Annotated in this window: 10 protein-coding genes and 1 pseudogene; all 11 read left to right on the forward strand. The window is 40.1% G+C overall.

Annotation, left to right across the window (positions count from 1 at the left end; genetic code table 11):
- Nucleotides 1-196: 196 nt before the first annotated feature.
- The 11 genes and pseudogenes from JCM19038_RS03775 (at nucleotide 197) to JCM19038_RS03820 (ending at nucleotide 14,209) form a co-directional block, all read left to right on the forward strand.
- Nucleotides 197-4,840 (forward strand): S-layer homology domain-containing protein, encoded by a 4,644-nt coding sequence (locus tag JCM19038_RS03775; RefSeq protein ID WP_042414699.1) that lies wholly within the window; start codon nucleotides 197-199, stop codon nucleotides 4,838-4,840.
- Nucleotides 4,841-5,055: 215 nt separating this feature from the next.
- Nucleotides 5,056-5,337 (forward strand): hypothetical protein, encoded by a 282-nt coding sequence (locus tag JCM19038_RS24855; protein WP_307189946.1) that lies wholly within the window; start codon nucleotides 5,056-5,058, stop codon nucleotides 5,335-5,337.
- Nucleotides 5,310-5,563, forward strand: a pseudogene (locus JCM19038_RS24860) (JAB domain-containing protein). The gene JCM19038_RS24855 and the pseudogene JCM19038_RS24860 overlap by 28 nt, the downstream one beginning before the upstream one ends.
- Nucleotides 5,544-5,882 carry a hypothetical protein gene (locus JCM19038_RS03785; protein ID WP_193745041.1) on the forward strand — a complete coding sequence of 113 codons (339 nt, stop codon included), beginning with the start codon at nucleotides 5,544-5,546 and terminating at the stop codon, nucleotides 5,880-5,882. The pseudogene JCM19038_RS24860 and the gene JCM19038_RS03785 overlap by 20 nt, the downstream one beginning before the upstream one ends.
- A gap of 680 nt (nucleotides 5,883-6,562) precedes the next feature.
- Complete coding sequence (locus JCM19038_RS03790; protein ID WP_042414704.1) at nucleotides 6,563-7,267, forward strand: DeoR/GlpR family DNA-binding transcription regulator; 705 nt, start codon at nucleotides 6,563-6,565, stop codon at nucleotides 7,265-7,267.
- A 98-nt stretch (nucleotides 7,268-7,365) separates the two neighbouring features.
- Entirely contained in the window at nucleotides 7,366-8,379 is a 1,014-nt protein-coding gene (gene pdxA, locus JCM19038_RS03795) for a 4-hydroxythreonine-4-phosphate dehydrogenase PdxA (RefSeq protein ID WP_042414707.1), read from the forward strand.
- A complete protein-coding gene (locus tag JCM19038_RS03800) occupies nucleotides 8,379-9,416 on the forward strand; it encodes a tripartite tricarboxylate transporter substrate binding protein (protein ID WP_042414710.1) in 1,038 nt (345 codons plus the stop codon). The genes pdxA and JCM19038_RS03800 overlap by 1 nt, the downstream gene beginning before the upstream one ends.
- Nucleotides 9,417-9,461: 45 nt before the next feature.
- A complete protein-coding gene (locus JCM19038_RS03805; protein ID WP_042414712.1) occupies nucleotides 9,462-9,989 on the forward strand; it encodes a tripartite tricarboxylate transporter TctB family protein in 528 nt (175 codons plus the stop codon).
- A gap of 14 nt (nucleotides 9,990-10,003) precedes the next feature.
- Nucleotides 10,004-11,539, forward strand: coding sequence for a tripartite tricarboxylate transporter permease (locus JCM19038_RS03810; RefSeq protein WP_042414715.1), 1,536 nt, complete (start codon nucleotides 10,004-10,006; stop codon nucleotides 11,537-11,539).
- Nucleotides 11,540-12,086: 547 nt separating this feature from the next.
- Nucleotides 12,087-13,898 carry a CRISPR-associated helicase Cas3' gene (gene cas3 / locus JCM19038_RS03815; RefSeq protein WP_042414718.1) on the forward strand — a complete coding sequence of 604 codons (1,812 nt, stop codon included), beginning with the start codon at nucleotides 12,087-12,089 and terminating at the stop codon, nucleotides 13,896-13,898.
- A gap of 62 nt (nucleotides 13,899-13,960) precedes the next feature.
- Nucleotides 13,961-14,209: a hypothetical protein gene (locus tag JCM19038_RS03820; protein ID WP_042414721.1), complete on the forward strand. Its 249-nt coding sequence runs from the start codon at nucleotides 13,961-13,963 to the stop codon at nucleotides 14,207-14,209.

Raw genomic sequence — 14,209 nt, forward strand, 5'->3', positions numbered from 1 at the left:
ATCTAAGAAATTTTGAAATTTGGCAAGACGAAAGAATCAGATGAGAATGAGATCGTGAACAACGATGTTGTCATCGTTGTAACATTATTGTAATTCTCATAGATTTCCGAATGTTTATGTTTATAAAGTCCAAAGCTGTGTTATTTATCATATCCTTCCATCAGCTTTGTACTATACAAAAGGAGGAGTAATAAGAATGGCTTACCAACCAAAGTCTTATCGCAAGTTTATTGCAGGTACTATGACTGCAGCAATGGCAGCATCAGCATTTGCCGTAACAACACCTCAGCAAGTGGCTGACGCTCAAGAAGGTACTTTCCCTGATGTTTCAACTAGCTCTGATCACTTCTGGAACATTGAGCGTGCTGTAGAACGCGAAATCGTAACTGGTTTCGAAGACGGTACATATCGCCCGTTCCAACATATCACTCGTGCTCAAATTGCAACAATGATGGTTCGTGCAATGGATCTCGAAGTACCCGATACAGTTACGGATGATGTCTTCGACGATGTATCTTCTACTCATTACCATGCGAGAATCATTCAAGCGATCAGTGACGCTGGAATTATGAATGGTCGTCACAACGGTACAGTATTCGAGCCGAACATGTCACTTAACCGTGAGCAAATGGCTTCAGTGCTTGTACGTGCGTTTGAACTCGAGAACATTCCTGGAAGCGATGTTATCCCTAATGACATCGATACTGCGAATGAATCGCATACAGAGAACATCATTGTTCTTGCACAACACGGCATTACTGTTACACCTGACGGTAACTTCCGTCCGAAGGAATTTGTACAACGTGACCAACTCGCTACATTCCTTGAGCGTTCAATCGAGGTTCGCCACACACTTGACTCAGGTCTTGTAGAACTTCAACCAATCAACAACACGACAGTAGACGTTGTCTTCGATGACACGCAAGTAGATGCTGACGCTGAAGATTTCGATTTCACAGGTCTTGATGTAATCGACGCAACAGTTGTTGCTGGTCCTGAAGGAGACAACAACGTTGTTCGCCTTACAACTGCAGAGCAAACTGAAGGTGAAGAGTACCAACTAATTTATGCAGGTGAATATACTTCTCTTAAATTTGAAGGATCTGCTGCTGAAGCAACAACTCCAGTTGAAGTAACTTCTGTAGAAGCGATCACACCTTATGGCGTTTATGTAGACTTCGAAGCTCCAGGCGAAGAACTTGTTGACGCAACAGTAAACGTTACAGATCCAAATGGCTATACTCACGAAGTATATGCTCAAGACATTGCGGCAGATGACACAGAAGCACTCTTCGAATTCGTTGAGGCACCAGTATTCCCTGAAGCGGGTACTTGGATCGTTAACGGTGTGAACTACACAATGGAATTTGGCATCGGTGTAGAACCACTTGACCGTATTGGTGAAACAGTTGAGCTTACGTTCAATGCAACTGTAGAATCTCTTTCTGCAAGCAACATCGTTGTACGTGATGCCATCACAAACGAACGTCGTGGTATTGCTTCAGTAGTTCTTGCTGATGATGGAAGAAGCGCGCAAGTAATGTTCTTAGGATCATCTGACCAAGGTGGCGGTGCATTCTTAGAGCCACTTCGTAAATATAACTTCCAAATGACAATTCCTGGATTCCCTCCTGCGACTTATACGTATGAGCGTCCAGCTTATCTAGAAAATGTACGTGTAGTTGACTCTAGCGCAAGCAATGAAACAATTACATTCAATGATGGAACAACACTTAATGCTTACGAAGGTACAGATTATGAAGCTGTTCTTGGTACAGGCGGTACAGTGGCGTTCAACAGCGACTACGATGTCGTACAATTCTTTGTTGCTGACGAAGATGTATTATACGGTGCTGTAACTGATGTAGAATTTGTTGGAACTGGTTCTGATCGCAGACCAGTAGAAATCGCTCTAAATGGCGAGTGGTACGATCTTGCTGAGGGATACGATCTTCGTTACAACGGTGAAGTAGGTACATCATTAGCATCGGAAGGTGGTCCAACTGCTGATTATGCGAAGTTCGTACTTAATAGTCAAGGCGAAGTTGCTTTCTACGATGCGTATGATTGGGATCGTTCAATTCTTGTTGAAGAAGTAAACGATGGTATCGTTTCTGGTTTCGGTCAAGAACTTGATTTAAATGACTACACGATTGTAGAAGATGGTCAAACAATCAGCTATGACTACCTTAGTCGCGGAGACAACCTCTTTTTCAATGACAGTGCTGAGTATGCGGAAGTTTACAATGAAGTAGTTGTAGGAAACATCGATCGCATCTTCCAAGACAGCGTGATTGTTGACGGTGTAGAGTATGATTTCGATACAGAAACGGCTTATTATATTAATGAAGATGATGAGGTAAGACCATTAACTGCTACAGTTCTTGAGGATTTCGAAAACAGCGATGAGCCAGTATCACTATACCTTAACCGTGCTGGAGAAATCTCCTTCGTTCTTGGTGACTTAGGTGACCTTGTACGTAGCGAAGATGGTGCATACCTTACAGCAGATGCGAATGCTTTCGCTCAAGGTGCACGAGGCATATTGGAGTTAAACTTCCGTGACGTAAGTGGAGAAGGTCATAGTAAAGATTTAGTACTAAGCGACTTTACTGAAGTTAATGGTGTTGAAGTAGGTGACGATCGTGCTGGTGGCGAAGTAGATGGCTTTAGATATCTCACTGCTCCTGGTGCAGACGGTGAAGGTCAAATCGTTGCAGTGAATAGCGCAAACCAACCGTTAGGAGATGCAGTCTTAAATACTGGAAATCTTGATCGTGGCGACGTGGTAGATTTTGTTTACAATTCGGAAGGTGAAATTGTAGGAATTACTGAACTAACTGCATTGAGTTATAACGGTGTTGATTCTGATGGTGACCCTACAGATGCAACAGTTGGACAAAACTTCCTACGTGTCAACGATGGTGATAGAAACGTTAGAGCTTTCACGGGAACTCCAGTATTCCTTCATACAAATGGTTCTTACGAGGCAGTTGTAAATTGGGGAGACATTGAAGACTTTGATACCGTTTCTGCTATTGAAGTATATGAAACAGACGGTGTAGCTGACTACCTCGTTATTAACCTTAACGACACGGACATCGAAAGCGCCATCTCTGATTACAACGTAGTTGTTGACAGAGTGACTCTCAATGCTGCTGGGGACGAAGTAGCTCGTCTTACTGCCATCGTAAATGGTGAGCGCCAAACATTTGATGTTGATCTAGACGATGAAAATGAAGGCAATGACGATTTCCTCGTAGCTTTACAAAATGCAGACGATGAAACTGTACGTGGTCTTTTAGCTGAAATCGGAGTTAATGAAGACGGAGTAGTCACAGAGCTTGATGTAATTGACGACAATTTCGTTGTATCAGGTACAGTATCTGGGCTTTCTACGACAAATCGTACGCTTGAAATTAACGGAACTTCTTACACTATTGAAGCTAACGGCTATCTTGTAAGCAACACTGGTGAAACACTAACTATTAACACGACAAACCTTAACTGGTTAAGCAATCTTGGCGAAGGAAACAGCGTTCGCGCAGTTCTTGCTGAAGAGAGCAGTCGTTTCATTGATTACATCGTAATTGATGATGCTGGTGAGGTTGATGATGAAGAACCAGAAGTGCCTGCAGAAAACCCTTATGAAAATGGCAATGAAGCATTAGCAGCCGCAGCTGCAGCATTTGATAACCTTGATGATGAAGGATTTGCAGAAGCATTTGAATTTGCACTTGAATTTACAACTGCAGCAACATTTGATGAGAGTAAAGTAGCTGGGTATTTATTCGCTTATGAGCAACTAAATGCTGAAGATCGACCAGCGACAGTTAGAGAGCTAGTTGCATTTACAAACGATGTAAATAGTAAAGACATTGAAGTTGAAGTTGATGAAGCAAGTCAATCTTCAGTTGAAGTAACGGCTGATTTCACGAACATTGCAGAAACTGCTAATGTTGCATTGACAGTTTTTGACTCTGAAGGTGAAGAAGTTGAAGCAACTACTGCTGATGTAGCTACGTCAACTGAGGATTACGAAGTAATCGTTAATTTCACTGAAGATATTGCTGAAGGAGACTACACTGTTGTAGTTTCTGCAGAAGGTATTTCTGATGAAGAAACCTTCGAAGTTGTTGATCCTACAGTTACAACTGTTGACGATGCAGCTGAATTACTCGCTGCAATTGCAAGTGACCAATTTACCACAATTAATTTAGCTGACGATATTATTACTGACCAGCCTGTAAGAATTACAGATGAGACAATTAACGGTAATGGAAACACATTAACAGTTAATAATACAGATTCAGGTTCTGGAAACTCTCAAGGGCTAGGAATCTCTGGTGATGCTACAGTTAATGACCTTGTAGTTACTACTACTGCAACTGGTGAAGGTGAGAGCTTTAGAGATAACTTGATTGAGACTTCAAGCAGCGCTAATGTTGTATTAAATAACGTTACAATTAATAATGGTACTCAAGCTGGCTTAACAGTTCTTAACAACTCAACTGTTACACTTACTGGTACAACGACTTTAAATGGAAACACTTGGGGCGGTATTGAAGTTCATCCAACTGCTAGACTTGTAGCTACTGAGACTACTTTCGCCGGCACAAACGTTGATGCTGATACTCCATTAGTTTGGATTGACGGTGCAGAAAATAACGTTAGTGATAGAGTCACTGGAACAGACCTACAACCTCAATTTATTAATAGAACTGGTTCTTCTGCGGAGGATTTTGTTACACGTTCATATCCAACATTCGGTGAAGCTAATACTGAAGAAGGAAGAACTCAAATTTGGTTCGGTGGAACAGCCGATAATCCAGCAGAATAAGACATTTTGGTTGCTTTTGTCTAAAGCAAAGATTGAATTCTTATTGAAATAAAGAACTCTGATAGTCGAAAGTAAAGTAATTTAATTGCTCCTCTAAGAGTGAACACTTAAAAGTGGATACTCTTGGAGGAGCTTTTATATTGACAAATTGTAATATTACATATTTCAGATATATATTATTAACTTGATGTTACAAATTATCTGGAGGAAAAGTCATGAACAAAGCAAAACAAGTCTGTACATTTAAAGATCCATTAGAGGTTCAAGGTAGTCAAAGTCTTACTAGTAAACCTGCAAAAAGAGTTAACATCGTCACCGTTAAACTCGCCCGAGAAACAAGTGTACTTTATGAAAAAAGAGTTATCAGCTCACCGAAAGAAGCCTACCACCTTTTCTATCAATTCGTACACGATGCGATCGTGAACATTTCATTGTTTTATGCCTCGATACAAAGAACCAACCTACTGGCATTAACATCGTCCACCAAGGAACATTAAACACCTCTGTCGTTCATCCTCGTGAAGTCTTTGATACCTGCCTCACTAACTCCAATCCCATCCTTGTCGCTCATAACCACCCCTCAAACGATCCAACTAAAAGTGAAGAAGATATCGCGGTAACTAAACTAGCAGAATCAGGAAAATTATCGGAATTGAATTGTTAGATCATTTAATTGTTTGTAATCACTCGTACGTGTCATTAAATGAGAAAGGCTATCTTTAAAATGCGGATGAGGCAGGTTCAAGAAAAAGTGGTGTGGTATGTCATTAAATACAATTGGTTTGAAGTTTCATCACTTGAAGCGATTACGATGATCGCTTGGGAAGCAGTTACATTAGAGGAAGATGAAATTAGTGAGGAAATGATGCCAGAATTAATCATTCATCATTTACCTCACCCAACAGCTATAGAAATAGCCGTCATGATTGATCGGGACGACAGAGAGTACTTGCTACGTCTTGTTGAACATCTAAGTGAAGTAGGATATATCTGTTGGTTAGGTGCTATTGTAGAAGGAACTATACAAGTAACATTCCTTTAAAAGTGAGTGGAGAAATCATAATTCTTTAATGACGATACTGACGGAATAGTAAGCCAAAAACCATGACAAAACTAGCAAGATCCACTCTAGAGAGCTAGTGATTACCATTATTGCGATTGCAACCGGCTTTTTGTGTTGGAGGGAAGTATATGAGAAGTGACAAAATTGAACAGTTTGGCTTGTGATTCGTAAGAAGCAGAGGGTACGCACCATCAACAATCAATAAGAAAGTGAACTCGTTGAAGGTCTATCATGATTTTCTATACAGTAGGGGCAGTTTAACTCAGCGTTTTATAGAGTTAAAGCGAGAACGAGTTCAGGTTGCTTCTGGAAGTGATCGTGTTGTCACTGCTCTTAATGTAGATTAAATTGAAAGGCTGCAGTTTTTTATTGAAGATTTATCTAAGGTGAGTGTAAGAACTAAGCTCATCATTTACCTGCTTCTCTATACAGGGGTACGGGTAATTGAACTGGTGACAGTTAGATTTTTCAAGATTTGGATCGAATGACTGATTTGTTAACGGTGAAGGCAAAGGGAATTAGTTATTATAAGCAGATCTATTGTAATCATATTATATTAATGTTTATTTTAAACAATAATTTTGATTGAAATGAACAAAAACATTCTTTATAATTAAAGAAAGTTCAAAATAAACAAAATTACTAGAGTTGGGGTGGCTATGTCTTTTAATCAGCGTCAGCGTGAGATCTTAGATTTACTATCAGAAAGAGGAGAGCTCAGCATCCATCACTTGGAAGAGATCTTCCAAGTTTCAAGTATGACAATTCGTCGTGACCTTGGTTTTTTAGCAGAACAGCATAAGATTATTCGGACTCATGGAGGTGCAATGCGTTATCCAGCTCTTATTCATGAGACAGAGTATTCTAGTAAATCGATGAGTCAAGTAATTCAGAAGCAAAAAATAGCGGATGAAGCGTTAAAGAAAATTAAAAGCCAGATGACGATTCTTTTAGACTCTGGTACAACAACTTTACAGTTAGCAAAACGTATTAAAGAACGTGATGATTTAACGATCATTACGAACGATGTCTCCATTATGTATGAGTTAATTGATTGTCCATCGACCGTGATTAGTACTGGTGGTACCATTCAGAAAGATGTCGGTTCCTTGTTAGGTCCTCATGCCGCACAATTATTGAAGAACGTTAACGTAGATCTTTGTTTTACAGGAATACACGCGATCCACACGGAGGCAGGCTTAACTGTTCCAACGTTAGAAAAAGCTCAAATAAAGCGAATGATGATTGAAGCTGCAACGGAAGCTTGGGTACTTTGCGATTCAACGAAACTCATGAAAACATCACTTGCTAAAGTATGCAACATTGATGAGATTGCTGGAATTATTACGGACGAGGAGGGTTGAATGAAACGATCGTCGATTTTAAAGAACGTACTCAGATAATTTGTTCAAAATAATCATTTATTTATGAATTGATAAAGAGAGAATTGGAGTGGTTTCTTTTGGATAAAAGGCCTTTTGTAGCCGTTACGATAGGTGATATTGCAGGCATTGGTCCAGAAATTGTAGTAAAAGCTTTAAGGATGAATGATGTCTACACAATCTGTAAACCGATCGTAATTGGTGAGCGTTTCGTAGTAGAGGAGATTATTGATCGACTAGGTGTTGAGGTAAAAGTAAATGAAGTTACTATGCCTTCTCAAGGATCGTATGTACCTAACACCATTAATATCATGAGCTCGAATACGTTAGAGAAACACACGATCGATTACGGTGAGATACGTGGTGAGTATGGAAAAGCTGCTTATCAATTTATTTTGAAAGCGGTTACTATGGCTCATGAAGGGCTAATTGATGCCATTGCAACTGCACCGATTAATAAGGAGTCATTAAAAGCAGGTGATATTAAGGACATCGGACATACGGAGATGTTTGCTCGGTTATCAAACGTAGATGATCCTCTTACGATGTTTGAAGTGGAGACGATGAGAATTTTCTTCTTAACTCGACATGTTTCAATGAAAGAAATGATTGAGTTAATTACAGAAGAGCGCGTATTCAATTACATTAAAAGGTCACAAGTTGCACTCCAAAGGCTTGGGGTGCAGAATCCAACGATTGCTGTAGCAGCACTAAATCCTCATGCCGGCGAAAACGGGCTGTTCGGGGATGAAGAGAGGAAACAAATAAAGCCTGCGATTGAACGTGCGAAACATCTTGGGATGAAAGTCGATGGACCAATCCCTGCAGACTCAGTTTTTCATAAAGCATTGAATCAACAATACGACGCAGTATTATCGCTATACCATGATCAAGGTCATATTGCAGCTAAAGTAGCAAACTTTGAAAAGACCGTTTCAATCACTCATGACTTACCGTACCTGAGAACATCGGTTGATCACGGAACGGCTTTTGATATAGCTGGAAGAGGAATTGCTAGTGAAACGAGTATGACTGAATGTATTAAAGCAGCAGCAAACTATGCAACCATGAAAAAAATAAAGGAGGTTCAATAATGAAGTTGAAAACGCTATGTTCATTTTCAGTAATTGGATTATTCGCACTACTGTCAGCATGTGGACAGGAGGATGCTTCCTCTTCGGAGAACGATACTACGACCCAACTAGAGAGTGGCAATGATGAAAGCGCTTCCGATTTCCCGACTAGACAAATGCGATATATCGTACCCTATGGTCCCGGTGGATTGAGTGATGTGACTGCTAGAAATATTGAAACAGTCATTCGAGAAGAAGGCCTTCTTGATGTTGATTTTACAGTAACCAATGTCGATGGAGCAAGCGCAGGCAATGGGATGAATGAAGTGCGCAATGCTGATCCAGATGGTCATACGTTATTACACCATCATACATCGCTCATTGCTCATAAAGCGACAGGAGTGCGGGATTGGGGATATGAGGTTTACGAACCCGTTGCGCAATTATTTGAAGTTCCACATGTCATTTTCACCCATCCGGATTATTATGACGATGTTGATGCGTTTATTTCAGAAGTGGAACAGGGTGGCGAGGGCATATCAATGGGAACAAGTTCACCTGGTGGACTAACACATATGAATATGATGATTTTCCTTGATCAGTTAGGGGTAAGTGACAGCGTCGTTCAAGTTACTCACGGTGGCGGTGGAGATTTAAACACTGCACTTTTAGCTGGTGAAAATAACATTGGTATTGGCCAGCTACCTCAACATATTGATTACCATCGTAGTGGTGATTTAAAAATCTTAGCAGTCTCTAGTAGTGAGCGGATGGAAGCCATTTCAGATATTCCAACTTTTGAGGAAATTGGATTAGATGGAAGTGAATTTATCTTGCAAACAATGGGTGTTTGGGCACCGCCTGAAACACCAGATCCTATTATTAATGAACTTTATGATTTATATGAAACAGTCGTTGAACATGAGAAATTTATTGAAGCGGCAAATCAACAAGGATTCACTCCGGCACTTGGTGATGGGGAGGTTCTAAGTAGCACTTTTGAACAAGATGAACTTGATATTGAGACATTTTTAAGTGAGTCAGGGTTATTGGATTAAAGTTGAGGAGGGCTTTTACATAAAAGCCCTTTTTAAGGAGGAAACATGAATACAAAAACAAGAGAACTCATCCCGTGGACAGAGCTCATCTTACCGTTTGTGTTTTTATTGGTTGGCGTGGCTTTTCTTATTGAGTCAAACAATATTAACGTTTTTGGTTTTGGGGATGTAATCTTAACTGCACTATACCCTCAGATCATTGCCATTTTATTAGTACTTATTAGTGCTTCAATTTTTGTAGTGCAACTTGTTAAGACAACAATAAAAATAAAGAAAGGTACGGCAGAGAAAGTAGAAAAAAGTCCGTTGCTTCTCGATTGGAAGAAGTCTGGCATACGGTTGGGCGTATTCATGGTTTTAATGATTGCTTATGTTCTTCTAATGCCTTACATTGGTTACTTTGAAACGGGATTATTATTTTTAACAACTAGTATTTACTTGTTAGGGGACCGAACACTGAAGTGGTTCTTAAAATCGCTCGTTGTTTCTGTAGTGATTACGCTAGTTATCTATTTTATTTTCGGTTATCTACTTAACATTTACGTACCGAGTGGCATTATTTTTAAAGTGTAAGGGGGTGTTTATAGATGGAAAGTATCTTTTTTGCCGTTGACTTTTTAACGCAATTGGAAGTATTCTTGCTCATTGCAACAGGAGCGTTTCTTGGTCTTTTGTTCGGTGCTATACCTGGGCTGACAGCAACACTTGGAATTGTCTTACTCATGCCAGTAACTTTTGGAATGGAGCCTGCGGTCGCATTAGCTATGCTTTCTGCAATCTATGTAGGAGGTGTATCGGGCGGATTTGTTACTGCAATTTTACTTAATATACCTGGAACGTCAAGTTCAATTGCGACGACACTGGATGGTCACCCAATGGCAAAGAATGGTCAGCCTGGTAAAGCGTTAAGTTACGCGATCATCTCTTCTTTCGTTGGTGGATTTATAAGCTATGTAGTGTTAATGTTTATTGCTCCAATGTTAGGTGGCGTTGTTCTTAGTTTCCAAAGCTTTGAATACGTTTTATTGGGAATCTTGTCTCTGTTTATAGTTGCTGGGTTAGCAGGGAAATCTTATGCAAAAGGGTTAATGGCTGTACTTTTTGGACTGCTTATAACTTCTATTGGCCCAGACCCTAATACAGGCCAGGAGCGATTTACATTTGGAATGTCAACTTTACAAAGTGGTGTGGAGTTACTTCCAGCGTTAGTTGGACTATACGTTGTATCCCAATTGTACTCACAAATAACAAAAGTTGATGAGAAATATGTTTTTAATACAAACAAAATGGATAGTATGCGCATACCATTCAAAGAAATCATTGGTCGTTGGAAAGTGTTTTTGCGATCAACAGTTCTTGGAATTGTCATCGGTATTTTGCCAGGTGCGGGTGGTACCGTTGCGAACTTCTTATCATATGACTTAGCAAAGAAGACATCCAAAAATCCCGAAAAGTTTGGAACTGGTACACCGGATGGTGTCATCGCTTCAGAGACCACTAATAACGCAGTATCAGGCGGTGCCTATGTTCCTACATTAGCACTTGGTATCCCAGGGAATACGGTTACTGCCATCTTATTAGCTGGATTGCTCTTACATGGGGTTAATCCAGGACCCACAATGTTTACTGAAGAACGAGAGACTGTCATTTCTATCTTTGCGGCATTAATGCTTGCGAATATTATAATGATTATTCTGATGTATACGGTCATGATTCGCTTTTTCACATGGGCGTTACGAGTTCCAAAAGAAATTCTGCTTCCCTTAATTGCAGTCATGGCTGTCGCAGGAACATACAATTTACGTTTTAATTTCGATGATTTAATTATTTTACTTATTTTTAGTTTTATCGGATACCTGTTATTAAAAGCCGACTTTCCACTTGCACCAATTATTATGGGGATTATCTTAGGTCCAGTCATTGAAACAAATTTAAATACATCCTTGATGGCTAGCAGTGGGAGTTTTATGCCATTTTTAACAAGACCAGTGTCACTTGTACTCGTACTCCTTATTGTATTTTTTATTATTTTCACTTTCATTTATGCGCGAATAAATAAGAAAAAAGAAGCTGAATTAGCAGCTTTACAACAGAAAAGCAAAGAAAATAGCAGTGCCATGTAAGCATTAAAGGGGACAGTCCCCCAGCGCTTTAACGCGCCGGGGGACTGTCCCCTTTTTTAATCTATTTTAATCTTCTTTTAGAATAGGACCGAGCTCTGCTTAGAGTGCAGGCCGAGCATAGCTTTGGAGGATAAACCCGGCTATTGAACCACCTGTAACGAAATCAAGGATGATAAATACAATTTCCCAGTACCGCAAGTTTTGAAAGTAGATTGTAAGAAACGCCTTTCGATTATGAGCGTTGGGAGGTGCTTTTACTTCTAATGAAAACGACAAAAAACGACTGTACACGATCGATCGTGCAGTCGTTTTTCGTTAGAACATATCGGTCAAAAAAGACATAATATTTCAACCCATGCACGAATTCGCGTGCAAGTATCCACAAAGTCCCCGCTTTACCTCTTACGTTTTAATTCCTTTCCTAATTCAACATTGTTCATACACACTTAGTCATAAATTACTGCAGCGCACTCTTGTATACAGAGAACTCTATCAGGAGATAACTAGATTCATAGAAATGAAATTTACTTTAAAGGTTGTGTATACAATGTTTGTTGTGCACTCGTCATCTGATAAGAATCGCCCTCATCATTTAATGCTTGATCACAACAGTGAGATGAAAGCGTATATTGAAGGTTCATTTGCAAAGTACGATCCCTTCGGAATAACTCAATTAAGCAACTATTTGCACGATGTGGGCAAGCTTACGGCTAAGAATCAGGCCATCTTAACTTCAGAAAATGCAAAAAGAGGTTCTGTCATTCATGCGATTGGCGGAGCAGTCGTTCTACAAGATTACGAAGACGTACGAGCCAAGCTAGCTGCGCTCATTGTCGCATGTCATCATACAGGTTTAATCAACATCCAGCGACTTTTCCAAGAGAAACTTCCTGCAGCGGATGAAGATTTTAAGCAGATCCCATTTGATTACCCGTACATTGGAGAGAAAATTGATCAAATCCTTCACAGTAATCAACAGTTTCAGGATCAATTATCTTCGTATGCACATCTATTTGTTAAACTTTCGTACTCAGCATTAATTGACGCAGACTTCTTGAGTACCGAATTGTATATGGATGAGAGGAAGGCAGTCGCAAGAAAAGACACGAACAGTTTAGAGTTCAAAGAGTACCTCTCTCTACTAGATGCTAAAGTTCGAGCACTTCAACAAGTCTATTCAGATGAGCCACTCACGAAAAAGCGAAGTGCGCTATATTATCAGGCGAAAATCGCGGGTGAATCGTCTCAGTCGTTTTTATCATTAGTTGAACGAACAGGGTACGGAAAGAATTTTGCTTCTATGGCGTTTGGGTTGCAGCATTGCGACACCAATAATAAACGCCGTGTGATTGTCGCATTGCCACAAACGAGCATTATCGATCAGAACGCATATCAGTTTAAACAAATTTTCGGTAACGATTCAGTCCTTGTACACCACTCACAAATCAGTTCTGTTTCTGAAAGCGAGTCGGGTGAGGTACTTCGAGCGAACCTAGCAATTGAGAATTGGGATGCTCCGATCATATTTACGACAACGAATCAGTTGTTTCAAAGTCTTTTTTCTAGAAAGAAGCGAGATTTACGTAAGCTGCACAACTTAACTAATAGTGTAATCATCTTAGATGAATTTCAGAAACTTCCACTACACGTGTTAAAGCCGATCTTCAATATCCTGCATACATTACGAACGCACTTTGGAGTCACCGTTCTTCTGACAAGTGCAACGCCATACTCGTACGAAGCTTTGCAACAATTTAGAGTCATTGATGAACCGCCACAAGAGATTAATACGAAAGGCATACGTGCTGACACACGGGTTACGTATACAAAGGAAGAAGCGCCGTTTACCGTCGACAAACTTGCCGATGAGCTTGTGAAGCATCAATTCGTGCTATGTATTGTCAATACGAAAAAACGAGCACGAGACGTATACAACGCGGTTCGTCAACGTACGGAGAAAAATGTGTTTCATCTTTCTAAGGCAATGTGTCCACATCATTTACTAAAAACGATTGAACAAATAAAAAACTTGAAAAAAAATACCCCTGTTATTGTGATTGCTACGTCAATCGTTGAAACTGGAGTGAATTTTGACTTTCCAGTCGTTTATCGTGAATTAGCGCCATTGGCGTCGCTCATTCAAGCGGCGGGTCGTTCTAATCGGAATTTTAACTATACTGTTGGGAAGTTCGTTATCTTTTCTTTTGATGAGCCGACATTTGTATCCGAAGAGTATCAGCTTGCGACTGAACAAACCGTTGCCTTTCTAGATCATTACGGACTGGATTGCCTGAAAGACCCTACATCGTTTCATCTATATGATCGGGCGTTGTTCGCAGCCACGGTGATCGAGGATTAGACAGATACGATATACTACAGCTCAAGCCATTGCAATACGAGGAAGAGTCTGCGCGGTTTCAGATGATTGAAGAACAAACGGAGCCGATTCTATTTTATGAGTACGCAAAGAAGCATGTTGACATTGATATCGAAACCATTTTGGATGAGCGAAATCTATCGAGAAACACGCTCCGATCACTGCAACCGTTTTGTGTTGCGCTACCCAAGAATCATCCGGTTTTAAAGTCAGTGCAACTCAACAAAGAAATAATGAACGGAATTGGGGTATATTTTGGACCGTATTGTGAAAGGACTGGACTATCAAGCTGA

It is taken from the genome of Geomicrobium sp. JCM 19038, assembly GCF_000698125.1.
Classification (GTDB): domain Bacteria; phylum Bacillota; class Bacilli; order Bacillales; family Marinococcaceae; genus Geomicrobium_A.

What these genes read in the sequence shown, in the direction of transcription:
- JCM19038_RS03785 (WP_193745041.1), top strand. Translation starts at nt 5,544, where the DNA reads ATGAGAAAGGCTATCTTTAAAATGCGGATGAGGCAGGTTCAAGAAAAA.
- JCM19038_RS03800 (WP_042414710.1), top strand. Translation starts at nt 8,379, where the DNA reads ATGAAGTTGAAAACGCTATGTTCATTTTCAGTAATTGGATTATTCGCA.
- JCM19038_RS03775 (WP_042414699.1), top strand. Translation starts at nt 197, where the DNA reads ATGGCTTACCAACCAAAGTCTTATCGCAAGTTTATTGCAGGTACTATG.
- cas3 (WP_042414718.1), top strand. Translation starts at nt 12,087, where the DNA reads ATGTTTGTTGTGCACTCGTCATCTGATAAGAATCGCCCTCATCATTTA.
- JCM19038_RS03790 (WP_042414704.1), top strand. Translation starts at nt 6,563, where the DNA reads ATGTCTTTTAATCAGCGTCAGCGTGAGATCTTAGATTTACTATCAGAA.
- JCM19038_RS24855 (WP_307189946.1), top strand. Translation starts at nt 5,056, where the DNA reads ATGAACAAAGCAAAACAAGTCTGTACATTTAAAGATCCATTAGAGGTT.
- JCM19038_RS03805 (WP_042414712.1), top strand. Translation starts at nt 9,462, where the DNA reads ATGAATACAAAAACAAGAGAACTCATCCCGTGGACAGAGCTCATCTTA.
- JCM19038_RS03810 (WP_042414715.1), top strand. Translation starts at nt 10,004, where the DNA reads ATGGAAAGTATCTTTTTTGCCGTTGACTTTTTAACGCAATTGGAAGTA.
- JCM19038_RS03820 (WP_042414721.1), top strand. Translation starts at nt 13,961, where the DNA reads ATGATTGAAGAACAAACGGAGCCGATTCTATTTTATGAGTACGCAAAG.